The sequence below is a fragment of the Mycobacterium sp. TH-M103 genome (assembly GCF_057473785.1).
The window spans coordinates 1-7,285 of sequence record NZ_JBYCLG010000032.1 but is presented as its reverse complement, the minus strand read 5'-3'; the positions used below and the strand labels follow the sequence as shown (position 1 = coordinate 7,285).

The 7,285-nt window shown below is 66.8% G+C and carries 5 protein-coding genes; 3 read left to right on the top strand and 2 right to left on the bottom strand.

Going from position 1 to position 7,285, the window contains the following annotated elements:
- Positions 1–775, top strand: a 775-nt coding sequence (locus AC2VOR_RS01470; protein WP_486963066.1) for a Gfo/Idh/MocA family protein, incomplete at its 5' end; no start/stop codon positions are given.
- Positions 776–830: 55 nt separating this feature from the next.
- Here the strand turns inward: AC2VOR_RS01470 and AC2VOR_RS01465 are convergent.
- On the bottom strand, positions 831–1,673 hold the full coding sequence (locus AC2VOR_RS01465) for an alpha/beta fold hydrolase (RefSeq protein ID WP_369738991.1): 843 nt from the start codon (positions 1,671–1,673) through the stop codon (positions 831–833).
- A 197-nt stretch (positions 1,674–1,870) separates the two neighbouring features.
- Between AC2VOR_RS01465 and AC2VOR_RS01460 the strand changes: the two genes are divergently transcribed.
- Both AC2VOR_RS01460 and AC2VOR_RS01455 read left to right on the top strand, forming a co-directional pair.
- Positions 1,871–3,253, top strand: a complete 1,383-nt coding sequence (locus AC2VOR_RS01460; protein ID WP_369738990.1) for a nucleotide sugar dehydrogenase — start codon at positions 1,871–1,873, stop codon at positions 3,251–3,253.
- Between the two features lie 48 nt (positions 3,254–3,301).
- Complete coding sequence (locus tag AC2VOR_RS01455; protein WP_486963065.1) at positions 3,302–4,303, top strand: NAD-dependent epimerase/dehydratase family protein; 1,002 nt, start codon at positions 3,302–3,304, stop codon at positions 4,301–4,303.
- 27 nt (positions 4,304–4,330) lie between these two features.
- Here AC2VOR_RS01455 and AC2VOR_RS01450 read toward each other — a convergent pair whose 3' ends face one another.
- The gene (locus AC2VOR_RS01450) at positions 4,331–6,499 is read right to left on the bottom strand and encodes an acyltransferase family protein (RefSeq protein WP_486963064.1); all 2,169 of its coding nucleotides are present in this window, start codon (positions 6,497–6,499) and stop codon (positions 4,331–4,333) included.
- Positions 6,500–7,285 lie beyond the last annotated feature (786 nt).

Here is a 7,285-nt window from a genome sequence, read left to right as displayed (position 1 = left end):
CCTGCTGCCAACGAGCATGCATGGCAGGTGGACTCGGGCCACGCTGGACGCGGGCAAGCATGTGCTGTGCCAAAAGCCGTTCTCCGCCAACGGGGCCGAGGCCCGCGAGATCGCCGAACTGGCCGGCAAGTGCGATCGCGTCGTGATGGAGGCCCTCCAATACCGCTACCACCCGTTGACCTCGCGCGTTGAGCAGATCATCGCGTCAGGAGAGCTCGGCAACCTGGAGCGGGTGGAGATCGCGATCTGCGTGTTACTGCCCAAGCGTTCCAACGCCAACGCCTATGACTACTCCCTTGCCGGGGGTGCGCTCATGAATACCGGCGTTTACGTGGTCGACATGGCTCGCACCTTCGGTGGTTCGACCCCCGACGTCGTGTCAGCACGGGCGAAGCTGGACGCTCCTCGGGTGGACCGGGCCATGATGGCCGAGGTGCGGTTCGCCGGCGGGCACACGGGCTTGCTGCGCTGCGCGCAGTGGTCGTCGGATCTGTTTCGGGCAAGCGTCACGGCGATCGGCGATCGCGGTCGCCTGCGTTACCGCAGCCCGGCGGCGCCACATCTCATCCCTCGGCTCTCGATCCGCTCGGCTGACGGAAAGCGCGTGGAGCGCTTCCCGCGGCGCAGCAGTTACGCGTATCAGCTCGAGGCTTTCGCCGGGGCGGTGCTGCGCGGGGAACCGGTGAAGACGACGCCGCAGAGCGCGATCGAGAACATGACGGTGATCGACGCCATCTATCGCGCTGCCGGCCTCCCGCTCCGCCAGCCATCCTGAACGCTGATCCGTTCGCCGGTTAGCGCGCCGGATCACAAGCAGCATGCCGCGTCGATCAGCGACGACACGGATTCGGCAGTCTGATCTGGGGCGGCAGGGCGCAGTCGGTGAGCCAGGCGTCGACGGTGCGCGCGAAGAGGTCTGGATGGCGGGTGGGCCAGTCATGGGGCATGCCGATCGCGACCCCGTCGACTCCGTTGGGCATTTGCTGCGCGAGCGCCGCAGCCAAGCGCCGTACGACTGGCAGTTCTTTGCTGCCGGTGACGAACAAGGTGGGCGATTCCGATTTGGCGAGCCCCTTGGGGAGGGTGAACCCCGCGGCGGCCATGGTGACGTCGGCGAGCTGCCCGCTGGTGATGAGACGGACGTCCTCGAGATACTCGTCGATGTGGGCCGAGGGGACTTTTGCCTGCCAGGACGTCCGGTAGCGGCTCACCATCCAGCGGTACATCGCGTTCCGGGCGGGCAGCGCCAGCAGTCGCCGCGTGAACTTGACGAACGGCAACGTGTTGACGAACGTTCCGCACAGCACCGCCCGATCAACGAATTTCGGCTCGGTCGCCAGCAACTGCACCCCCACTTGGGCCCCCAGCGACCAGCCCACTACGTGCGCACGGCCTGTTGTTACCCGGGAGCCGATGAGTTCGGCGACCGCGGTGGCGGCTCGGCCCATCTCGAACGGTCCCAGCTCGAAGCTCTTGCCGAAGTGGGGCAGATCGGGGACAAGGCAGTGATATTGCTGCACGCGCTCGACGATCGGCTCCCAGGCCCAGCCGCTCGCGTACGCGCCGTGAAGAAAGACGACGGCAGGCGCCGCCGCCGGACCGGATTCGCGTACGAACAGGTCCATAGCAGCATTATGAGGCGTTCCCCTCCAGCGCACCGCATGATTGCCCACCTCGGCGCTGGTCGGACCTATTCGCGTTTGCCGGCCGGGTCGCCGTGGCGAAGGGTCATCGCGGCCCTGCCCCGAAACTTCCGGATCTCAGGTCTATTGCACTGGTGTTGGATTAGACTTTCGACGGTTAGCGGGGTGGGAGGTCGCCGCTGTCGATTCACAGAACGCGCACGGGGGACTGAAGGGCTGGTTCCGCGATGGCTGAAGGCGTGTTCGGACGCAGCGACGCCGAGATCGACCTCCTGGTGCGTGGCATGCGGTCGGGCATCGCGGTGGTGGGCTTCGGCTACATCGGCACGGTGATCGGCGCCGTGCTGGCCGATCGCGGCTGGCCCGTGACCGGGATCGACGTGCGAGAGGCCGTCGTCGACGAGATCAACCTGGGCAAAAGCACCGTGCCCGAGCCGGGGCTGGGCGAACTCGTCGCCAACAGCGTGCGAATGGGTCGGCTCCGCGCCACCACCGATTTCGGTGCGCTCGCCGACAACGACTTCGTCATCGTGACCGTGGGTACGCCGCTGGGCCCGGACTTCGAGCCCATCGTCGACGACATCAAGGCGGCGGCGCGGGCCGTGGGCGAGCACCTGCGCGCCGGCCACCTCGTCATCCTCAAGAGCACAGTCCCGCCCGACACCACCGAAAAACTTGTGCGGCCGATCCTCGAAGAGACCTCGGGGCTGGCGGCCGGTGTCGACTTCGGGTTGGCGTTCTGCCCCGAGCGGCTTGCCGAAGGCCAAGCCATCCGCGAGCTGACGTCGATCCCCGTCGTGGTCGGTGCTGTCGATGAGCGCAGCGCCCGCGCCTGCTCCACACTGTGGCGACATGCCCTGGGAGTGGACTCGGTGATCGTCGACGATCCCCGGACCGCCGAGATGGTCAAGCTCGCCGACAACCTGTGGGTGGACCTCAACGTCGCGCTGGCCAACGAGCTGGCCAAGGTGTGCGACCGGCTCGGCATGGACGCGCTGCAAGTCATCGAGGCGGCCAACACGATGCCCAAGGGTGGGCGTGATGCGAACATCTTGCGCCCGAGCATGGGTGTGGGCGGCTACTGCCTGACCAAGGATCCGTGGTTCGTCAACCATCTCGGCCAGTCCGTCGGGTTGGATCTGGCCATCCCGCGGACGTCGCGGACCGTCAACGACACGATGCCCGCCTACACCTACGGGCTGCTCACCCAGCTGCTTGCCGATCAGGGCAAGGCGGTCGAGACCAGCAAAATCGCGGTGCTGGGCATCGCGTTCAAGAACAACACCGGCGACTGCCGGCTCACCCCCACCAAGTACGTTCTCGCCTTGCTCGAGGAGTCCGGTTGCCAGCTGTCGGTCCATGATCCGTGGGTGCCGGACGAGGAGGCCCACACGGTGACGAAGATCCCGCTGACCCCGGACATCGAATCGGCGGTCAAGGATGCCGACGCCCTCGTGGTTCTCGCGGGGCACCGGGAGTTCCACCAGATCCCGCTGGTGCGCCTCGCCGAACTCACCGCGGCCGGGTGTGTGTTCCTGGATGGACGGAACAGCTTTGACCCGGCGGCGGTGCGCGCCGCCGGCTTCGTCTACAAGGGGATCGGCCGGTAAGCGGCCGACAGCAAACATCAACCGCTAGTTGGAAACGAAAGAGCAAACATGTCCAATGTCGTCGTGACGGGCGGCTACGGCTTCATCGGATCGCACTTGGTCTCGGCATTGCTGGACCGCGGGGACTCGGTCACGGTGTTCGACTTCGCCAAGAACACCCGCGACACCAGCATCGACTTCGATCGGCACCCCAATTTTCGGTTCGTGCAAGGCGACGTCACCGACCTGGGCGCGCTGGAACAGGCCCTGACTGCCGGGGTTGACACGGTTTTTCACCTGGCCGCCGTCGTCGGTGTCAAAAACTATCTCAACGATCCGCTCGGTGTTCTCGACGTGAACGTGATCGGCACGCGCAACGTCCTGCAGCTCAGCCAGCGGCGCGGAACGCGTGTGGTGTTCGCCAGCACATCGGAGGTGTTCGGGAAAAACCCCAACCCGCCGTGGGCCGAGGACGACGATCGTGTCCTGGGTTCGACGAGGACCGCGCGCTGGAGCTACAGCACCAGCAAGGCCATGGCCGAACATCTCGTGTTCGCCATGCATTCCGCCTACGGGCTGCCGGTGACGGTGGTGCGCTACTTCAATGTGTATGGCCCGCGGCAGAATCCGATATTCGTGATCTCGCAGAGCATTCACCGGATCCTCAACGGCCGCGCGCCGCTGCTCTACGACTCGGGGGAGCAGACGCGGTGTTTCACCTACGTCGACGACGCCATCGCCGGCACCCTGCTTGCCGCGGACAGCGACGCGGCGATCGGTGAGGCCTTCAACATCGGCAGCATGACCGAGACGACCATGCGTGACGCCGTCGACCTGGCGATCAAGATCGCGAACGTCGATGCGGTGTCGAGTGCCGAAGCTGTGGACACCGCGGCGCGCTACGGGGGCCGCTACGAGGACATCCCCCGTCGCATCCCGGACTCGAGGAAGGCGCAGCGGGAGTTGGGTTGGCGCTTACGGGTCGACGTCGAGGAGGGGATCCGGCGCACCATCGAGTGGGCGCGGGCCAACCCGTGGTACCTGGAAGAGCCCGCCGGGGACCTGGCGTAAGACGGCGGAGTAACACGCCGCAGCATGTCAACCATTGGCGAGCGCGCGGTCGGCCAGCACCCCCATCACCGGTGCCAACTGCCGGGAGTACTCGCGCGTCAGGTGGGCCTCGTCCAGGTAGACCAGGGCGTTACCCACGATGACCGGGCAGCGATCGGCGGTGCAGAACAGCTCGGTGAGGTCCGAGTATTGTCCGCCGCCGGCTTTGGTGGCGGCGGCTTCGGCCGTGATGCCGGCCTGGTTCACCGCCCTCGAGGTCGACGCAGCGCAGGCCGTCGCGTCATCGAGGTGACCGCTCAGGCAGTTCGGCACTTTTGAGTTTGGATCCGGGATCGGCCCGAGGACCAGCACCCGCGCGCCGGTGCCGCGCAGCTGGTTTACCAGGCGGTTCAGGGCGTCGATCCAGGCCGGATCGTATGACGTGATAACCGATTGCCGATACGTCCGCGTCATGCTGAGCACGACGAGTCGCGGGTGCTCGGCCTGTAACCGTGCGGTGATCTGAGCGCGCCATTGGTCGCACTCGGTGTAAGGCCGGTCAACGGCGCTGTTTCTTGTGGGCAGGTCCAGCATTGGGCAGGCGGCCTTGGTCAGGGTCTCCAGCCGCCAGTGCCGTCGTGTGGCGACCTCCACGAACGCGGGATTCCACATCGCGGCGTGCGAGTCGCCGACCAGGGCCACCGTCGTGGCCGAGGTGGTGTCGCCGCTCGCGCACTCCGGCTGTCCGACTTCGAAAACATTGCGGAGGCAGCCGTGCAAGTACAGGTCCCTGAGTGCGGCTGTGACGCGGGTAAGCGGTGGGGTCAGGTTCGAGGGCACGGCTTTCAGCCCGACCGATTCCGCCACCGCCGCCTGCACCTGCGTGAACGCGGCCTGCACCGCCGCGTCGTAGGCATCCATGCTGGAACCGGGGCCCGGAGACGCCGCGGTGACGGTCAGCGCCGGGGCTGCGGGACCGCGGCCGACCGGGACGGGCATCCGTACCAGCAGTGCCACGCCGACACCGGCTGCGATCGCGGTGGCGGCGGCGCCGACGGCGAGACTGCGGTTGGCCGACCGGCGCAGGGCAGGGGCGAAGCGCAGCGGGTTCTCGATGAAACGCAGAGTCAAAAAGGCCAGCCCCAGGGAGACCAAGACCGACGCCAGCCTTACCCCTAGGGAATGGGCGATCGCTGACGGGGGTACCACCTGCAGCAACGGCCAGTGCCACAGATACCACGAGTAGGACACCCGGCCGATCGCCCGCATCGGCCGCACTGCCAGAACACGGCCGACTCCCTGAGCGGGGGCGGCGCAGCCCGCGCCGATCACCAGTGCCGCACCCAGCACGGGCAACAGCGCGGCGGTACCCGGATAGGGCGTGGCCGGGCCTACTAGGACGCAGCCCAGGACGATCACCCCCAGGCCCGCGCATCCCGCGATGGCGGCGGCCACTGCCGGGAGTCGGCGCCACTGGCCGGCGGTCAGCGCCACCAGGCCCCCCACGGCCAACTCCCAGGCCCGGGTGGGCAGGGAAAAAAACGCTACGGGCGGCAGCACGCGGGTGAACACCAGTGACAGCGCAAACGACGCCGCCGCGACCAACGCCAGGACGAGCAGATACGGGCGTTCCGAGGAGGCGGCCAGGGCGTTGGTGCGCCGCTGCGCACGCCGGACGAGCCACGCCGTGCCGATGATCAAGGCCGGCCACACCAGGTAGAACTGCTCCTCAACGCCCAACGACCAATAGTGCAGAAACGGCGACGGCAAGGAGTCGGCGAGATAGTCGACGCCCTGGAACATGAACCGGTAGTTGGCGACGTACAACGCGCTGGCGATGCCGTCGACGAAGACGCTCCGCGACTGCAACACCGGTGACAGGAAGGCTGCGCCGATCATGATGACGACGCCGACCGCCGCCGACGCCGGGAGCAGCCGGCGTGCCCGCGCCCCGTAGAACCGGCGCAGCCCGACGGTTCCGGTGGTGCTTGCCTCGCGCCAGAGCAGCCCCGTGATCAGAAAGCCCGAGATGACGAAGAACACGTCCACGCCGACGAGTCCGCCGGTCACGCCGGGCACGTGGGCGTGAAACAGGACAACGGCCACTACCGCGACGGCGCGCAGGCCCTCAATGTCCGGGCGGAATTCCTTGGAAGGCGGGCGGCGGCGCTGCACCTCTGCGGTAGGGCTAACGCTGTCGGCCTGGTGCACGGTCACCCACCTATATGCGAAGGTAAGAAGGCATTTCGTCGAATCGAGGCATTATCACACACCCGCTTAATACTGTGACCCCGGGCTTCCTCGCCCACCGGAACCGCCAAGCCAGTCTCAGCGCAGAGACCGCGCCCAGCATCGGAATCTCGGTCCAGCAGCGCCGGGCGGGTCGACCCGCACGGCGCTGCTGGCAGCACCGGCAGGGCCGACACGCTCAGCGGTACCCACAATCCCCCACGGACTGTGGGGCCGTCCGTGCCGAAAAGCGCCGCGGCGCGCAGGCCGCCGGTGCCGGCGGAAGCCTATTGCGCCTTGCGACCTTAGTTAGTCGGGTATCGTCTTAAATTAAGCGTGGCCGTGACCACGATCGTTCGCTATAAGGACGAGACCTGGACGAGACCATCCGTGCGAAGTTTCGATTCACCCTTATTTAATGAGCAGTTGCTGTGTGGCACCGGGCAGACGCTTGGTTTGCTGGCGCCACTCGCCAGATGCTCACGCAACGTCGACTCCAGCTGACGGGCGTGTTCCGCAGGTGAGCTTCGCGCAATAGGTTTCCTATCCTTGACGGCGCACGCTTCCATGAGCAGGCTTTTCACTCCACCGGCACGAGCGGCGCCCGTCGGGATCATCGGCGCCGTCCGCGCAAGCGCAGATCACGGCGATTGGCGCGTTCGTCAAAGGGTCGCCCGTCTCGGTGAGGACATCCGGGTGGGGAAATTCGATGAACCGCAAACCACATGGCATCGGGGAGTGCGGTCAAGGTCGGATATGCTGCCTCGGCATGGC

Excerpts from the sequence above, each read along its gene's own strand:
- AC2VOR_RS01455 (WP_486963065.1), top strand. The coding sequence starts at position 3,302 with ATGTCCAATGTCGTCGTGACGGGCGGCTACGGCTTCATCGGATCGCAC.
- AC2VOR_RS01460 (WP_369738990.1), top strand. The coding sequence starts at position 1,871 with ATGGCTGAAGGCGTGTTCGGACGCAGCGACGCCGAGATCGACCTCCTG.